Origin of the sequence: Mesorhizobium sp. B2-4-15 (assembly GCF_006658505.1) — a bacterium.
Taxonomy (GTDB): Bacteria; Pseudomonadota; Alphaproteobacteria; order Rhizobiales; family Rhizobiaceae; genus Mesorhizobium.
This window is the reverse complement of record NZ_VFUZ01000037.1, coordinates 1-16,007: the sequence shown is the minus strand read 5'-3', so window position 1 is coordinate 16,007 and position 16,007 is coordinate 1. Positions and strand designations below refer to the sequence as shown.

Genomic DNA, 16,007 nt, shown 5'->3' with positions numbered 1-16,007 from the left:
ATTCGTCACTGGACCTGAACAGGATAGGGCTATGGGAAAGCGCCAAGAAGCGCCGACCGGCGAAGCTATGTCGGAATTGGAAGTGGCAGCGGAGCACGCCTTGGCGGCAGCCGGTGGCGATGCCCTGGTTGCCTTGCTGACTGTCCTCGCCAGGAACATCGAACTCGAGCGCGACCTCGCCCTGTCGCGCGCAGCGATATCGAGCGGCTTTTCCCGCGGCTGGCACAAGGCACGCGCCTAGATGGGGGACACGGCCGAAGACAATTTCCGCATCGAGGTTTGGGATCGCGAGCAAAAGACGCACCTCGAGACGATATCCCGGTCCCCCGACGCGATGGTCAGCCAAGCTGCCTGGCAAGCAGCGATCCGGCGCCGGCCCGGCATGCTGCTGATCCACTACAACAGCCGCCACGTTATGGAGAAGATCATCGCACCTGGTGAGGTGAAGATCCCACCGCAGACGATCATCGACGGCAGCATCCATGCTGGACTGGACGTCTCGCTCGCCGACCTTCGGGAATGGCACAAGCTGCGAGCCTGGTGCAGGACCTGCTCGCATCATGCCGAAGTGAAGGCGGCGGCGCTGATCCGCCGATATGGCAAAGACGCTCTTTTCAGCACAGTCGAACGCGCCCTCGTTTGCACGAGTTGCGATAGGGGCGGACCGGTGCGGCTGGAAATTCACAAGCTGCCAAGAAATTGAGCGGCCAGCCGTCCGTGTTGACGCCGGGAGTGCATTGATAATCATTCCGGTTCGCCGGCTGTGGCGTGATCGCCGCCTTCTGCCTCGCCTCAGCGGTCGCGCATGCCGGCCGATCTATGATCGCGTAGCTCGTCCATGCTCTTCCCGATAGGGGAGATTATGTCCGGCGAGGGAACTGGCTGCTTGTCGAGAGCAAGCGGACCGAATCCACCCGTCAACGCCAGAGCCGCTACGCCCATGCCAGCCTTGACCGGCAGTTTTTGGCCCGGCGGACGCTTCGGACGCAGGCAAGGACTCCGGGACATGCGATACCGCTCCATTGCTCAGGGAGCGCTACTCCGGCAGTTCGTCGTCCTTGATCGGCGCCTTCCCTTTGCTGGCCCGCTTCTAGCCGAGAAGCCGGGCTTGGCGTTCACGATCGATTTGGGCCGGCGCAAAGCCACGCGTGGCCACGCGAAACATCGACAAATCCGTTTCCGAGTTTGGCACTCGCCAACGAAACGCTGCAAGTCGTCATTCGGCTGTGCGCTGGTGCCCGGTTACGCTGTCCTCATTGCCATCATGTCGATCCTCATCTGGCAAGACTACTCGAACCAAGTCCACCGAATCTCCAAAGCGTTCTACGAAGGCTGCTCTGAAAAGAACCCTCCAGGCGCCCTCATGCCTCCGGAACAGAGACACACCTATTGTAGTTGCATGTCGACCGCGTTAGCACCTTCATTCGTCTGGAGGGTGGCGAAGGCATTCGCCCTCTCACGGCCTGCACCAACTGGTTTCCAAAACGATCCAGGATTGGCGTCAATCGCGACGCAGGCGGCTGCAGTATGTGCTCTTTCTTCCACTGCGTCGTATCGCCGACGATGCCGCGGTGCGTAACGGGAGCGATGCGCTGGCCGACGCCAAGCATCGTGTCCATTGCGCTGTGAAAATGGCGCCGCCGGTTCCAGCGGAAGGCGAACTCGCCGAGGTAAGCGTCAAGATGCTTCTCCCGGAAGCCATGGAATGTGCCCAGCGCCCAACGCTTCAGGTTCGCAAAAACGACGTGAATCCATTTGAAGACGGTGTGGGCGGGCATCGTCCTATTGCTCAGATTGACCTGCCTGAGGCGACGGCCGGGCACCTTGTGGTACGAGGCAAGGGAGTCCGTCCGCACCGCCGATCCGGGAAGGGTGTTGGCTACCACGAACGGAACGATGCTTTGAGCCGACCGATCCGCGATGCGCGCGAGCCTGATGCGTCCGACGCCATGGTTGCCGACCGTCTCGACCGCCCCAGCGATCCATATCTGGTTGGCTGTGCTGCTGCCGCCACCCCTCTCCAGCGCGTCCTCCTTGCGCCGATACGGGATGGCGGACTCGTCCACGTCGACAGTTCCGGAAAGCGGTGTCCGGTTGGGGTTCACCATTGCCCGCCGGAGCTTGTGGAGCACCAGCCAGGCGGTTTTGTAGGAGGCGCCCAGCTTAGGTTGGAGCTGCAGCGCCGAAATGGAATTGGAGTGCGTCGCCATCAGGTACGCCGCCAGGAACCACTTGCGCAGCGGCAGATGCGTGCCCTGCATGACTTCCCAGCGATCACGGAAGTCTGTTTCCGGCACCCAGGCCTCTCCCATTTGCCTGCGCATTCGAAAAGCCACGGTCGGACCTCGAGGCGCCATGCTTTCCTGGAACTGCATTGTGGGCATGTGAAGCCGCCCGGCCAGCCCTTGTTGAAGAGGTAGTCCGCGCACGCGTAATCGTCGCGGAAAGTCTCCACGAACTCCTCGATCGACGGTGGCTTGTCGTTCTTCCACCGGGTCGGAAACAGCGCCTCGCCCATGTCGACGCCAATATGGCAGGCGAGGCGATCCGTCGGCAACAATCGCTAGATATGGTTACCACCTGAGCGAACGGGATAAGCGGTAGAATATATGAAAGATGTCGTGACAGGCTGCGCTTCGATTGTACGGATTGAGACCAAGACCCTTGTCAGTCTATCTGCTGCCCTACTATTTTCGTGATTGGGGAGAAATCGCGATGGCAAGGGATCGTCAGCAGGAGAAGATATCCATTCTGGATTGCGTTGTCCTGCGTCAGGTCTTTAGGATTTATGTCACTCATCTTGGCTTGGATGAAGATCAATGGCAGGGTTACGCGACAACTTTGATCCGAGATTATACCCGGACCCAAGAGGTCGACTCCCAATTGCTGGAATGGATCACGCGAAAATAGCGTCCAAATGAGTGATGGCCGGTCCTATACACCGCCGAGTTGTTGGACTGCTGAACTTTACAGAATTTCGGCGGAATCGATCGAATTCCACGCAAAGGGCGTGAGGGTTTGCCAGCCGGCCGCTTAGGGCCTATGCTTTTCAGATCGGCCGTTAGTCATATCGGATGCTGCCGACAGTAAGAGGTACGCGCTCTTGCCCGTTAAGGGAGAAGAGCCATGCCTCAATCCATTCTTCGCAACCATGTTTTGCAAGCTCTATCTCCAGAGGATTTCGCGCTTTTACAGCCGTCGATGCATCACGTCGAACTGGCCATCAAAGCCCCGCTGGAAGATTCCTACCAGCCTATCGAGCACGTATATTTTCCGGAGACGGGTATCGCGTCTGTGGTCGCCACGATGACCGGAGGCCGGCAGAGCGAGGTTGGCATCATCGGCCGCGACGGTATGACGGGAGTCGCGATCATTCTCGGGCAAGACAGGTCTCCCAACGAAACCTACATCCAAGTCGCCGGCAATGGCTGGTGCCTGCCGGTTGAAAATCTTCGCGCCGCAATTGCACAAAGCCAAACTCTCGGCGAGTCGCTGCTTCGCTACGCCCATGCATTCCTGGTGCAGTCGTCCCGAACGGCGCTGGTGAACGGACATTCAAAAATCGAGGAGCGGCTGGCCCGGTGGTTGCTGATGGTCCACGACCGGAGCGAGGGAAAAATCTACCTGACGCACGAATTTCTGGCCACCATGCTTGGCGCTCGGCGTCCCGGCGTAACAACAGCCCTGCAAATGCTTGAATACCGAGGGCTGATCCATGCCAAGCGCGGCGAGATCACGATTATCGACCGTGCCGGCATGATAAAACTCACACACGGAGCTTATGGGGAGGAGGAGCAACGTCAGTTCGGGATTGCCGCTTTGGGTTCAGGGAGAAAGTCTTGATGACCAACACATTTCACACCATTACGTTTGAAGGAGCGGCGAGGGCTATATCCTTTCCAGAGGCAGAGCTTACTTCTTATCCCATCGCACAGGCGTTCCGCGCAATCGAAACACTGATGCCGGCGTGCAAGGCCACCCACCACAATCTGGAGGAGATGCGGGCTGCAGCCTGCATCATTCATAATGTGCCCGCCGCCTTTGACGCAATAGCGGCCGATTGCTCGGAAACCCGCCACTAGGGCCAAATGCCCTCGCTCGCTATCCGATCTCGCTGGTGGTCACGACGCGGCGCTCTGCGATTGATTTCGTCGCCACTTCGGCAAGGACTAGCGCCAGGCGTCCGTCTTCGACTGGTAGCGCTCGATGAAGTGTGCGGACTGATGCGCTTGCGGATGCCGGCGGCCTCGACTGCTTCCTGAACCGCGCGATGCAGTTGGCGCGACGTCGCTGTGAACGCCAGTCGTCAGGCACGGAGGCCCGATCAGAGTGACCGCGACAGTCCCTGCGAGCTGGCCTGGACATCCCATACGCGGCAGGCCCACAGCACCCCATGCGGAAGTTCGCGGCAGGCGCTGGCACACACCCCGAAACACAAATCCCGATAGCTCACCGCTTGCGGCCCGCGGGTTCCTGCATGGTCTGCGCCTTCTCGAAAGCCTGGGTGGCGAGATCGTCGAACGTCATCTCGTACGGCACCGACACCACCGGTTCCTGACCTCACTACGGTAGGTGAACCATCCAGAACGAGGAGCAAGTCGCAAAGACGTCTCCTTGGCGCCCCTAAGCGGATAGCCATCCCGTTTCTACGGGCTAACGTCCAACAATCGACCCTGTGCGGCTTGCAGCCCCGGGACGACCAATCCACCTGGCGCCTAGTACGCCGGGCCTACGAGGCCTTTCGCCATCCTTCACCGCCAATCCAGCTCGCCAGTTGGTCAGCGGGCATCGGCCGGGCGAAGGCGAATCCCTGCAGGATGTCACAGCCCAATTCTCTCAGAATCCTGGCTTGCTCCATCGTCTCGACGCCCTCGGCGACGACTTTAATGCCAAGCGACCGGCCTATGTCGATGATGGAGGCAACCAGGCGCCGCTGTTCGGGCAAGCGTACGATGGGGTCGATGAGCTGACGATCGATCTTGAAATGGCGCGGCTTGAGCTTGAGCAGGCTGACGATCGATGTATGGCCGGTGCCAAAATCGTCTATGTCGATACCTATACCCATCTCCCTGATTGCATCAATGTTCCATTCGACCCCATCGTCAAATTCGTCGAGGAAAATTGACTCGAGGAATTCGAACGAAATCGCACCCGGCCTGATATTGAGTTCGCGAAGGCTGGGAATTAAGCGGTCATCGCTCAGGCGTCGGAACGAGACATTGACCGATACAGTGGGTACTGCAATGCCTTGGGATTGCCATTGGTCGAGGTCGAGCATTGCTTGCTGCAGGATGCTGCGATCAATCGCAGCCAAGACATTGAGATCCTCGGCGATCCGGAGGAACCGGATCGGACTTAGGACTCCCTCCCTCGGATGATGCCAGCGCGCAAGCGCTTCGACCCCAATGATGTCGAGGGAAGTAGCGTTGAGGAGCGGCTGATAATAGGGGTGGAATTCGCCCTGCTCGATACCGCTGAGAATTTCATCGGCCATATGCTTGGTCGATTCAATTTCGCTTTGCAGCGCCTTTGAAAAGAATTCATGGCGGTTGCGGCCGCGACCCTTAGCCCGATAGAGCGCGATATCGGCGTTTATCAGCACGCGAAGCGCATCGATGTCCGCGCCCGTCTCGAGGGCGATGCCTATGCTTGCGCCCAAGCGGCAGAAGTGCCCCTCGTATGGCACCGGCTGTCGGATCTCGGCGATGATCTGATCGGCAAGGCCGGCGAGGCGATGGGCGTCGGCACCATTGAAACAGGCTATGACGAATTCATCGCCACCAACGCGCGCGACGAAATGCTGCGCTCCGCCCTTGGCACTTAGAAGCCGGGCAACGTGAACCAGCACGGCATCGCCGGCCGCGTGTCCCTGCGTATCGTTAATCTGCTTGAAGCGATCCAGATCGATGTGGAGCAATGCCAAACCGTCGCCCGGGAGGCGCGGCCGGTTGCGGTACTGGCTCAAGATTTGGTCGAGATAGCGCCGGTTGGGAAGTCCGGTCAGCGCATCATGGAGGGCCTGGGTTTCGATCCGGGCCTTGGCGGCTTCCAGTTCGACGTTGCGAGCCTCGGCAAGGGCCTTTGCCGTCTTGAGCCTCTGTTCCAAGGCGACTTCGTCAGTGATGTCCCAATTTGCGCCGATGAATTTTGGTGTTGCGCCATCGTCCTGAAAGTAAGTTGCGCGCGACATAAGAGTACGGATTTCACCGTCGGCCCTGATGATGCGAAATTTCCCGTTGAACGTTCCCTTCTCTTCGATGGCGCGTGACATCGCCTCAAGCGTCTTTGCCGCATCTTCGGGGTGCAGGGCATTCTCCCAGTCGGCGGCGTGAAGGGATTTCCGCTCGCGTGGAATCCCAAAAATGTCACGCGCCCTGTCGTCCCAAAACAGCTCCCCAGTTGCCAGGTCGCCCTCGAACACCCCAATTTGGGAGGCGTCCAGCGCCACTTGCAGGCGGCGTTCGCTTTCCTTCAGTGCGGCCTCAGCGCGTTTTCGGCCGTCGATATTCACCGCCTGTACAGAGAGGAAGCGAGCCTGATCCCCGTCGGCAGGCATCAGTGACACGGATGTCAAAGCCCAAATGGTCGTGCCGTCCTTGCGGATATACCGTCGCTCGGCTTGATATCCATGGATCTTTCCGGCAATCAGATCTTCGGTCTGCGTGCGCGCTGACGTCAGGTCGTCGGAATGCACGATTGTCGTGAAGTGGATTCCGATACATTCCTCGGGCCCGTACCCAAGGACATGGCTTCCGGCTCGATTGGCGTAAACGATCTTCCCGTCAGTATCGAAAAGGAACGTCGGGATCGTGGCGTTTTCTACGAAATTGTGCAGCAGCGCCTCGCCCTTGCCGTACCGGAAGGTCGTTTCACCTGACGCGTTCGGGATAGTTTTTTTTGCCTCATCCACCCCAAGAGCATGCCATGCAAGTCTTAAGAATAACTCACTTCGGCGAGTCCATATTTGCTACTGTGCTATAGGTCGGATCGGCAGGAAGGGGAGAAGGACCTCAAGGCGTTCGTCGCCGGCTCGCGTTTGACGGGCCGAGATTGCGAGCAGGCCTTCATTCGATACAGGGCGTACTGTGGGCGTTTACGATCGATGTTATCGATCACCCTTCCAGCGACATGACGGCGAGGTGCAGCGCGCGGATGCCTTTCTTGATGATCGGCTCATGCCGGCGTCGCGCGAGGACTGCCGTGTAGACCGGCTGATGGAGCGTTGGAGCTTCTTCCACGATGTGAGAGGGCCGCTCGGCGGCGAAGCGACGCGCATCGTCGGCGCGCATGTAGCATGTGCCGCCGGCCCGTCTCAGCATATTGTCAGCTAGCGTCTCCGAGCCCATCGAGAGCCGGCAGGCAGTCAGGTTTGGCAGCGCTTCCGCATGAGCCTTCTCAAGCGCCACCGTGTAACCGGGCCGGATGTAATTGTCCGGGCTGACATCGCAAAGCCGGCGCGCTGTCGTAGAGACCATCACATATTCCTCGACCATGAGTTGATCATACGCGATCTCGGGAAGGTAGCGCGGAGCGTAAACCACGGCAATATCGAGGTTTCCCAGGCTCAGATCCGATATCATCTGGGGCGAATAGTCGGATTCGACATGAATCGAGGACTTGGGCAAGACTTGCAGCAGCGTTTCGAGCCAACCTGGCAGGATCGAGCGGGTCATCCCGACCTGGGCAGCGACCCGCAGGCTCCCTTCGAATCTATTGAAGGCGCGCACGTCGTGACGCGCCTGGGACCATGTCGACAGCATCGAGCGCGCGTAGGCCTCAAAACGCCGCCCTGCCGCGGTTGGCTCGGCGCCGGCCCGGCCGCGGTGGAAGAGCTCCGATCCAACGGCGGATTCCAGGTTCTTGATGCGGCTGCTGACCGTCGATTGCGTCAGCCCGAGGCGCTCCGCCGATCGGTTGAAATTCCGCGACTCGACGATGTCGAGAAAGGTTTCGACCTGTTCCAATTGCATAGGCAAACCAATCGATTTTTACGATCGTATCGGCCCGATCATACGCTTGATCCAAACACTGACAAGGCGGAAATTTGATGCAGAACCGAAGGCGTTCGGCGCCACATCATCAAAGAGGGAAAAGTGTTCATAATCGATTGCGACTGCCACAATTACTGGTCCAGCGCCACGGTGCTGGAGCCCTACCTGTCCGGCATCTGGAAAGACATGTTCATCGAAGGCGAGAAGACCGGCCCGGTAGGCGCCTTTCCGCACGGCCATCGACCCTGGTTTCATCCACAGGATTTCTCCCGCAAGGATGTGCGGCCGAAGGTCGAGGCGGACAACTACCTGATCATGAAGGACAAGCACCTCGACAAATACGATATCGGAGTTGCGATCCTTACCGGGGACGAGCCGATCGAAGCTTCGACGCTGGCAAATCCCTACTACGCCAGCGCGCTGGTAAGCGCCTATAATGACTACCAGATCAATGAATGGCTGCCGAAAGACAGCCGCTTCATGGGCTCCATCGTAATCGCGCCGCAGGAGCCACGCCTTGCGGCGGCGGAGATCCGGCGGCTTGGCGCGCATCCCCGGATGGCGCAAGTTCTGGCCTCCCAGGGCTCGGTCCGGCCATATGGCGATCCGTTCTATCACCCGATCTTCGAGGCCTGTGCCGAGGTCGGCTTGCCGTTCGCCATACATCTTGGCGGGCATGGCGGAATCAACTGGAACGCCGTCGCGCCCGCGCCCACCACTTTCTTCTGGGAGACCCATGCGATCCTTCACATGTCGGCCATGTCGCATGTCGCGAGCATGATCGCGCATGGTGTGTTCGAGAAATGGCCGGATCTCTACTTCGTCATCATCGAATGCGGCATTGCCTGGGTCCCCTCGGTGCTTTGGCGACTTGACGCCGACTACAAAGCCCTCCGCAAGGAGACGCCATGGCTGAAAATGCTGCCATCGGAATATTGCCGACGCAACATACGCTTCTCTACCCAACCCTTGGAGCAACCATCGAACGTCAAACATCTCTGGGCAATGCTGGAGGCGATGGACGGGGAGAACACGCTGCTGTTTGCATCCGACTACCCGCATTGGGATTACGACGATGTCAACACGCTGCACATCCCGCCGGAATGGCGCGGCAAGGTCCTCGGCCAGAATGCGCTCGAGGTGTATAAGCGCATTCCCCGCCCGCAAGCCGCCGCCGCAGCGTGACGAGGACCGAGATGGCCGAGAAGACGTATATTTGTCGCGCCGACGACATCCAGGTCGGGACGCCATTCATCGCCAAGGTGCGCAGCCTGTCGATCGGCGTGTTCCGGATTGGCGACAGTTTCCATGCGGTGCTGAATGTCTGCCCTCACCGCGGCGCCCCGCTTTGCGAAGGGCCGCAATGCGGAACGACCGCTCCCGTCGAGGGACCCCAATTCATCTATCACCGCGAGAACGAAATCGTTCGCTGTGCCTGGCACGGATGGGAATTCGACATCAAGTCAGGTGCGGCTCTGGTCAACCCATCCGTTCGCGCGCGGACTTTCGCAGTCACCGTCGAGGCCGGGGGCATTTATGTCACGGCCTGAGTAGCCAGCGGCCGACGGCCGCCTTGGCGAGCGGTTGGGCATCGTTCGCCAATGCGGCTGCCTTATGCGCTTCATCGCTTTTTGCCAATGCGGCACAATTTGCGACGGATCGCCTGTTTCTGGCGTAGTCAAGCTCCCTCGGGGACGCGCCGAGCTTGGCCAAGCGCTCCTGCAGCTTTTCGCGGTCATAGTCCGACGTCGTTTCCTCGATCTGCGTCTTGATCTGTGCAACGCGGCCCTGGATTTCTTCCTTTCGGCGGACGCCGTCACAATGGTCGTGCTCTCTTTCTCGATCACGACCTTGTTGGCGCGGCCCAGCATCTGCCGGTTGTGCTTGACCTTCCACCATCTGCCGCAACGTCTCGCCGAATCGGGCGTTCACTGGTCGCGTAGCTTGGACGGAATCTATTTCCATCCTGACGTTCTGTGAGAGGCGGGGCCTTACGCAAAGGCTCGTTCACGCGTCCGCAACCAACCCCGCTGCCGCCCGTTTAACCCGTGCTGGTTGACCCCAGCACACTCCCCACCTTGCCCGCTGCCCCGCGGCAGCGGGCTTCTTGTTTGTTCGGGGAACATCGCCGACAGTCGATTGTTAGCACTGCGGCGGCGATGCCACCCCCAAAGACGCGCCGCTGGCCGAGGGCAACTCGGCCGGCCCGTGCCTCCTGCGGAAGGAGCGCGGGCCAAGCTCAGCCAGCCAATGCGATGCGTTCGGAATATTTCCGCTATCACCAAGTTCGGAAGATGGATCGTCACTCCTTCAACGGTCCCCCGGGGCGGGTCCTGCCTGCGGGAACTGCCGGAGGTCCCCACTCGGACCCATCACCGCCCAGGTCATTGTGGTATCGGTGCCAATCTCGGGCGCCTGAACCATCCGCCCAAACCTAAGCCCCGCTGGTCTCTGCCGGCGGGGCTTTCCGCTCGATCCTGGTTGAACCTGCTGGCCTTGAGCTTGCTGAATCCAGAAAGCCCGGCGCAGCTAATGAGCGTAAGCGATGGGCTTCCTCCGAGCGGCTACACCTCTAAAGGGTCGACCACCTACCTCAGAGATCAATAGTCCCCCGAATCCGTTCCATAATGGACACAGTTTTTCTTCGCATCCAACCCATTGTGTGAGATAGTACTTATAAGCTTCGCTAGGGCGGCGGGCATGTCGTTGTCGCATTGCAGTGGTGTGTATTGTCCCGCTGATTTGGAGATGCTCCAGCGCGTGTTTAATCGACTGTGCCATGAACGACGGCTAGCCAAAAAAGACAGGGAGCAGCGGAAATATCTGGCTGCGGAAGTCTTCCGAGTTTTTGAGGACGGGATACAGGAGGAGGCGGACCTTTTGCGGGCGCTGTCCAAGCGTCGCAGGGCCTAGCTGGAGAGGCGCCTTTTTGTAGGGGCCGCGCACTATCGGCCCGATCTGCGAAGCAGTGCAGCCGCCATTGCTCATATTCGTCATCAGCCCAAATCGCCTGCACCTGCCGCATTTGATGCGCGGCGCCACGTTCCTCGCAGAACCGCACGATAGTCGATGAGAAGATGGCGACGCGGTTCGCGGCCGATGAAAATATTCTCTCCCACGGTCAGGTCCGCGCGAGGCAGAATTCCTGGTGGATGAGGACGATGCCGGCATCCTCGGCGCTTTGAATGGACGCGGGAAGGGGGAACGTTCGTCGATCAAGCCGGTGCCTGCGGTCGGCGGCACATAGCCGCCAACAATGCGCATCAAGGTCGATTTCTCGGCGCCATTCTCGCCCACGAGGGCAAGAGTTTCTCCACGATCAACGGACAGGCTGAGACCCTGGAGAACGGGATTCAGCCATACCTCTTCGCGACGTCGCGCAACTCGACAAACGCCATGAGATTTCACCTTTGGATTGTGACGAAGTCAGACGCCTACGCGCTGCTTCCTGCGAGCTTGAGCCTGTTCCGCGTGCGCTTCCCGCACCTGCGGCCTGGCGCTTACCTCGGGCACACCCACATCCCACCAGGCATCGCCAGGCGTCCAGGTGAAACCATCGGACACCAGCGTGATGACCGTCGTCCGGTCTGTTCCGAGGGCCCAATCGACGGCTTGCGCGAGGTCCGCGAGGCTGTCGACGCGCCGGGTGAGCGCGCCCATCGATTCGGCGTGCTTCACAAAATCGACGCTGAATGGCTCCTTGACGCGACAATCCTTGATCAGGTTGTTGAAGGAGGCAGCGCCCTTGGCATTCTGGAGGCGATTGATTACGGCGTAGCCGCCATTGTCGCAGACGATCACCACCATTTTGTGGCCCGACAGGACCGTGGAATAAATGTCCGAGTTCATCATCATGTAGGTGCCATCACCGATCATCACGATCGGGGTTCGCGTGGGATCCGCCAGCGCGGCACCCCAGCCGGCGGCGATCTCGTAACCCATGCACGAGAAGCCGAATTCACAGTCGAATGTATTGGGCGCCTTGACGCGCCAATTTTTCATAACCTCGCCCGGCAAGCCGCCCGCGGCCGTGATGACCAGGTCGCGCTCGCCTGCGCGAGCGTTCACGATGCCGATGACCTGGGCGTAGCTGGGAACAGGTTGGTTGGTCGGCTGCTGGTACCCGTCCAGCGCCTTGTTCCACTTGGCGAATTCGACGCGGCCCTTCTCGGTCCATTCCTTTGGCGCCTGCCACTCCTCCAGCGCCGCCCCCACCTCATTGAGCGAGGCCAAGGCATCGCCTACGACCGCCAGGGCACGGTGCTTGGTCGCGTCCCAGCGGGCAGCGTTGATGGAAACGAATTTCGCGTCCTTCGCGAAGGCGCTCCAGGATCCGGTGGTGAAGTCCATCAGACGCGTGCCGACGGCCACGATCACGTCCGCCGAAGCGGCCAGTGCGTTCGCGGAGGTCGAACCGACGATTCCGATTGGACCGACATAGGCGGGATGATTGTGGCTGACGGTGCTTTTGCCGGCGATCGTCTCACACAACGGAATGCCGTGGATCAGGGCGAGGTCGGCCAACACCTGCTCGGCGCCGGAGTAACGCGTGCCGCCACCGGAAATGATAAGCGGGCGCTTTGCCCCTTTCAGCAGCTTCACTGCTTCGGCCAGCCGGCTGGCGTCGGGTCGCGGCCGCGGAATCGCATGCACGGTCTCGGCGAAGAATTCTTCCGGATAATCCCAGGCCATCTCTTGCACGTCCTGCGGCAGCGCGATGAATGCCGGACCGCAATCGGCCGGATCCAGCATGGTGGCGACCGCCTGGGGCAGCGAGGAGATAATGCCTTCGGGATGAACGATGCGGTCCCAATAGCGAGTAACCGCCTTGAAGGCGTCGTTGACGTTGATGGTCGGATTGCCGAAATGCTCGACCTGCTGCATGACTGGGTCGGGGCGGCGATTGATGAACGTATCGCCAGAGAGCAGCAGCACCGGCAGACGGTTCGAATGTGCGACACCGGCGGCGGTGACCATGTTGAGGGCGCCGGGGCCAATCGAGGTTGCGGCAACCATGATCTGGCGGCGGCGCTTGGCTTTTGCGAAACCGATTGCGGCGAGTGCCATCGACTGCTCGTTCTGCCCGCGCCACGTGGGCAACCGGTCCTGGACCGCCTCCAGCGCTTCCGATAGGCAGGTGACGTTGCCGTGCCCGAAGATGGCGAAGACGCCCGGAAAGAGCGGTACCCGCTCCCCGTCGACGATCGTGAACTGATTGCAAAGATAGCGAACCAGGGCTTGCGCCATGGTCAGACGGACCACTGACATTTGATTCCTCCGGGCATCGCGGCAACATCATGCCGAATGACGAATTCAATTCGTATTGCAGAATTGACTTTTTTGCAAGTGCCATTGCATAGATTGCAACGGCAGAGCCGGATCCCCGCTTTTTGAGCCAGAATTCTCCGCTGGTAAACCCAGCGCAAAGAAGCCATCATGCAACGAAAATTGCAAGGATGCTGGTCGTGGAAGAGAAAGTCAAAGCGCCAAAGGACTATGAGGAACTCATCCGCTTGATCCACGATCGGTATGAGCAAATGAGCAAGTCATACCAAAAGATTGCCTTGTACCTCACGCAGAACCCGAATGATGTCGCGGTGCGATCCGTGAACGCGATCGCGGAAAGCAGCGGCGTTCACGCATCGAGCTTCGTGCGCTTTGGCCAGGCACTGGGCTATGAGGGGTTCAAGGATCTTCAAACCCTTTTCCAGAAGCGATTGTCCACCGCGGCGCCCGGCTTTGAAGCGCGCATCAAGGCTCTGGAGACGGAACTGGGGGGGCGCACCGACCGCAGTGAGTTCGCTTTGATGCACGATCTGGTGGTCCGTGATATCGCCTCGCTGCAGGAGATGCTGACAGCTATCCCGCCGGAGGACTTGGCCGAAGCCGTCAACCTTCTGGAGAAAGCCGACGTCATCTATCTCATCGGGCAATTACGCTCGGCGCCGGTGGTCGAACTCCTGCGCTACATCCTGACGATGCTGGGCAAGCGATGCACGTTGCTGGACCCTGGCGGCGGGCTGGCCACGCATATGGCCCGTGCGATCCGCCCGCAGGATGTGCTTTTCGCGGTGTCGTTTCGCTTCTATGCAAACGAGGTCGTGAATGTCGTGGAAGAAGTTGCCAGCAGGGGCATCCCCATCGTGGCGATTTCGGACAGCACCTTGTCGCCGCTGACCAAGGGCGCACGCGTGCTTTTTGCGGTGCCCGAGCACGAATACACTTTCTCAAGATCGCTTGCAGCCCCGATGTGCCTTGCCCAGGCGCTGACCGTAGCGCTGGCGGCGCGCTTGCAGAACAACGGCGTTGACCCGCGCATCCCGATAGTCACCGGGCAATAGCTCCTACGTCGCAGGTTGGCTTCCGGTCTCTTCTTGCCTCTCAGCATGACAGAGATGTTGGCGGTGGCAGCATAATTTCGATTGCAGACAGGCAGACGTTGCGGTCTGCCCTCGCAATGAGTTTCGCAATTCGTGTCTCTGTTTTGAAAAATGAAAACGAATTGACTCACAAATCGTTGCAGAATATCCCTGTTCTGCAATTATCGTTGCGGACCGGTTAAGGAGGACCGCTCCTTCAGTGCGGGGCAATCCTTTTCATTTGTCATCCAATCTCCGGATGGTGGCTTCAGGACCCGAAACGATATCAGGGAGAGATTCCCCGGGGAGATCGGGGATTCCGGATAGATCGGTGCAACCGGACACCAAAAGTGGAGGAGAAACACAATGAAGAAACTGCTTTTGGGCGTCGCCTTCGCGGCGCTGATGAGTTCATCCGCCATGGCCGCCAAGATCGGCGTATCGATGGCCAAGTTCGACGACAACTTCCTGACCGTGCTGCGCAATGGCATGATCGCGCAGGCCAAGGGCATGAGCGGTGTCGAGCTGCAGGTCGAGGACGCGCAGAACGATGTCGCCAAGCAGCTCGACCAGATCAAGAACTTCGCCGCTTCGGGCGTCGACGCCATCATCGTCAACCCGGTCGACACCTCGGCCACCCAGGCGATGTCGGACGCCGCCGCCGCCGCCAAGGTCCCGCTGGTCTATGTCAATCGCGAGCCGGTCAATGTGAACACGCTGCCGGACAACCAGGCCTTCGTCGCTTCGAACGAAGCCGATTCCGGCACGCTGGAAACCAAGGAAGTCTGCCGCCTGTTCAAGGCAGCCGGCAAGAAGGAAGCCAATGTCTATGTGATCATGGGCGAGCTTTCCAACCAGGCCGCCGTGCAGCGCACCAAGGACATCGAGGAAGTCATCGCCACCCCGGAGTGCAACTTCATCAAGATCATCGACAAGCAGACGTCGAACTGGGATCGCGACCAGGCCCAGAACCTGATGACCAACTGGCTGTCGACAGGCAAGAAGTTCGACGGCGTCATCGCCAACAACGACGAAAGCGCCATCGGCGCCATCCAGGCGATGAAGGCCGCCAACATCGACATGAAAACCGTGATCGTCGGTGGGGTGGACGCCACCCAGGACGCGCTTGTGGCGATGCAGGCGGGCGACCTTGCCGTGACCGTGTTCCAGGACGCTGCCGGCCAGGGCGCGGGCGCGCTGGACGCGGCGCTGAAGCTCGCCAAGGGCGAGAAGGTGGAACACAAGGTCTACGTCCCGTTCCAGCTGGTTACACCGGCCAACATCGACAAGTTCCTGAAGAAGAACTGAGCGGCGGACATACGGAGCGGCGCTCCCACGCTAAGGGCAGCGCCGCTCTCCTTCTCAGCGTCTGAAAGACGCGAGGAAGGCCGTGGCTGACGGAGGATAGAGGATTGGCACAGACATCTCATGGCGTCGGCGGGCTCAGCTATGACGCGAAGAAGCGCACATGGCCGGCCGAATTCAACGTTTTCCTGGCGCTCGTCATTCTCGTCGTCATCTTCGAGGCGATCGGCCGCATCTTTCTCGGCGACAGCTTCCTGTTCAACACGCGCAGCGACGTCAGCGGCATCTTCAACGAGGCGCGCCTGCAGATCATCATCCTGCAAGTGTCGATCGTCGGCATCATCGCCATCGG

General features: G+C 59.8%; 12 protein-coding genes and 3 pseudogenes. 10 read left to right on the top strand and 5 right to left on the bottom strand.

Going from position 1 to position 16,007, the window contains the following annotated elements; translation table 11 throughout:
* Positions 1-31: 31 nt before the first annotated feature.
* Entirely contained in the window at positions 32-241 is a 210-nt protein-coding gene (locus FJ930_RS27855) for a hypothetical protein (RefSeq protein WP_140748606.1), read from the top strand.
* The gene (locus tag FJ930_RS27850) at positions 242-703 is read left to right on the top strand and encodes a hypothetical protein (protein WP_141840910.1); all 462 of its coding nucleotides are present in this window, start codon (positions 242-244) and stop codon (positions 701-703) included. It begins immediately after the preceding gene.
* Between the two features lie 856 nt (positions 704-1,559).
* On the opposite strand, the pseudogene FJ930_RS27845 reads toward FJ930_RS27850, so the two are convergent.
* Positions 1,560-2,518, bottom strand: a pseudogene (locus FJ930_RS27845) (IS1595 family transposase); the annotation flags it as partial.
* Between the two features lie 146 nt (positions 2,519-2,664).
* On the opposite strand from FJ930_RS27845, the gene FJ930_RS27840 reads away from it, so the two are divergent.
* The 3 genes from FJ930_RS27840 to FJ930_RS27830 all read left to right on the top strand — a co-directional run bounded on the left by FJ930_RS27840 (position 2,665) and on the right by FJ930_RS27830 (position 4,082).
* Positions 2,665-2,910 (top strand): hypothetical protein, encoded by a 246-nt coding sequence (locus FJ930_RS27840; RefSeq protein ID WP_140748601.1) that lies wholly within the window; start codon positions 2,665-2,667, stop codon positions 2,908-2,910.
* A gap of 216 nt (positions 2,911-3,126) precedes the next feature.
* A complete protein-coding gene (locus tag FJ930_RS27835; RefSeq protein ID WP_140748599.1) occupies positions 3,127-3,843 on the top strand; it encodes a Crp/Fnr family transcriptional regulator in 717 nt (238 codons plus the stop codon).
* Positions 3,843-4,082: a hypothetical protein gene (locus FJ930_RS27830; RefSeq protein ID WP_140748597.1), complete on the top strand. Its 240-nt coding sequence runs from the start codon at positions 3,843-3,845 to the stop codon at positions 4,080-4,082. The genes FJ930_RS27835 and FJ930_RS27830 overlap by 1 nt, the downstream gene beginning before the upstream one ends.
* A gap of 647 nt (positions 4,083-4,729) precedes the next feature.
* Here the strand turns inward: FJ930_RS27830 and FJ930_RS27820 are convergent.
* Complete coding sequence (locus FJ930_RS27820) at positions 4,730-6,910, bottom strand: EAL domain-containing protein (protein WP_140748595.1); 2,181 nt, start codon at positions 6,908-6,910, stop codon at positions 4,730-4,732.
* Positions 6,911-7,112: 202 nt separating this feature from the next.
* Positions 7,113-7,970 carry a LysR family transcriptional regulator gene (locus tag FJ930_RS27815; protein ID WP_140748593.1) on the bottom strand — a complete coding sequence of 286 codons (858 nt, stop codon included), beginning with the start codon at positions 7,968-7,970 and terminating at the stop codon, positions 7,113-7,115.
* Positions 7,971-8,093: 123 nt separating this feature from the next.
* Here FJ930_RS27815 and FJ930_RS27810 point away from each other — a divergent pair, with 123 nt between their 5' ends.
* Together FJ930_RS27810 and FJ930_RS27805 are read left to right on the top strand one after the other, a co-directional pair.
* Positions 8,094-9,176 (top strand): amidohydrolase family protein, encoded by a 1,083-nt coding sequence (locus FJ930_RS27810; RefSeq protein ID WP_140748592.1) that lies wholly within the window; start codon positions 8,094-8,096, stop codon positions 9,174-9,176.
* 11 nt (positions 9,177-9,187) lie between these two features.
* Entirely contained in the window at positions 9,188-9,541 is a 354-nt protein-coding gene (locus FJ930_RS27805; RefSeq protein ID WP_140748590.1) for a Rieske (2Fe-2S) protein, read from the top strand.
* Positions 9,542-9,692: 151 nt separating this feature from the next.
* On the opposite strand, the pseudogene groEL reads toward FJ930_RS27805, so the two are convergent.
* Positions 9,693-9,883: pseudogene (groEL, locus tag FJ930_RS27800) on the bottom strand (chaperonin GroEL); the annotation flags it as partial.
* Between the two features lie 1,534 nt (positions 9,884-11,417).
* Positions 11,418-13,259 (bottom strand): 3D-(3,5/4)-trihydroxycyclohexane-1,2-dione acylhydrolase (decyclizing), encoded by a 1,842-nt coding sequence (gene iolD / locus FJ930_RS27785; RefSeq protein WP_141840909.1) that lies wholly within the window; start codon positions 13,257-13,259, stop codon positions 11,418-11,420.
* Positions 13,260-13,447: 188 nt separating this feature from the next.
* On the opposite strand from iolD, the gene FJ930_RS27780 reads away from it, so the two are divergent.
* The 3 genes and pseudogenes from FJ930_RS27780 to FJ930_RS27770 form a co-directional block, all read left to right on the top strand.
* Positions 13,448-14,332: a MurR/RpiR family transcriptional regulator gene (locus FJ930_RS27780; RefSeq protein WP_140748573.1), complete on the top strand. Its 885-nt coding sequence runs from the start codon at positions 13,448-13,450 to the stop codon at positions 14,330-14,332.
* 384 nt (positions 14,333-14,716) lie between these two features.
* Positions 14,717-15,658: a sugar ABC transporter substrate-binding protein gene (locus FJ930_RS27775; RefSeq protein ID WP_140748570.1), complete on the top strand. Its 942-nt coding sequence runs from the start codon at positions 14,717-14,719 to the stop codon at positions 15,656-15,658.
* A 104-nt stretch (positions 15,659-15,762) separates the two neighbouring features.
* A pseudogene (locus tag FJ930_RS27770) lies at positions 15,763-16,007 on the top strand (ABC transporter permease); the annotation flags it as partial.